The following is a 264-nucleotide window of genomic DNA, read 5'->3' on the forward strand; positions in this document are numbered from 1 at the left end:
CGTGGGTCAGTCGGCCCGCTTGTCGAGCACATCGCGGAGGACGGGACCCGCCGAGAAGGCAGTCGGCCAGCCCGAGTAAAATGCGAGATGAGCAACGACTTCGCCGGCTTCCACTGCGGTTACGCCGTTGTTTAGAGCGCGATTGAGATGGCCTGCCAGTTGGCCGGTCTGGCCGAGTGCGATGAGTGATGTGATCGTCACAAGGCTCCTGTCGCGGGGCGCAAGATCAGGCCGCAGCCAAATCTCGGAAAACAGCGGCTCGGT

General features: G+C 62.9%; 1 protein-coding gene. It reads right to left on the bottom strand.

Annotated elements, in window-relative coordinates; genetic code table 11:
* Positions 1–6 precede the first annotated feature (6 nt).
* Positions 7–264: carboxymuconolactone decarboxylase family protein (locus SB658_RS24740; protein WP_410603040.1), on the bottom strand; the 258-nt coding region annotated here is incomplete at its 5' end.

This window comes from Bacillus sp. SIMBA_008 (assembly GCF_046535495.1).
Lineage (GTDB): Bacteria > Bacillota > Bacilli > Bacillales > Bacillaceae > Bacillus > Bacillus subtilis.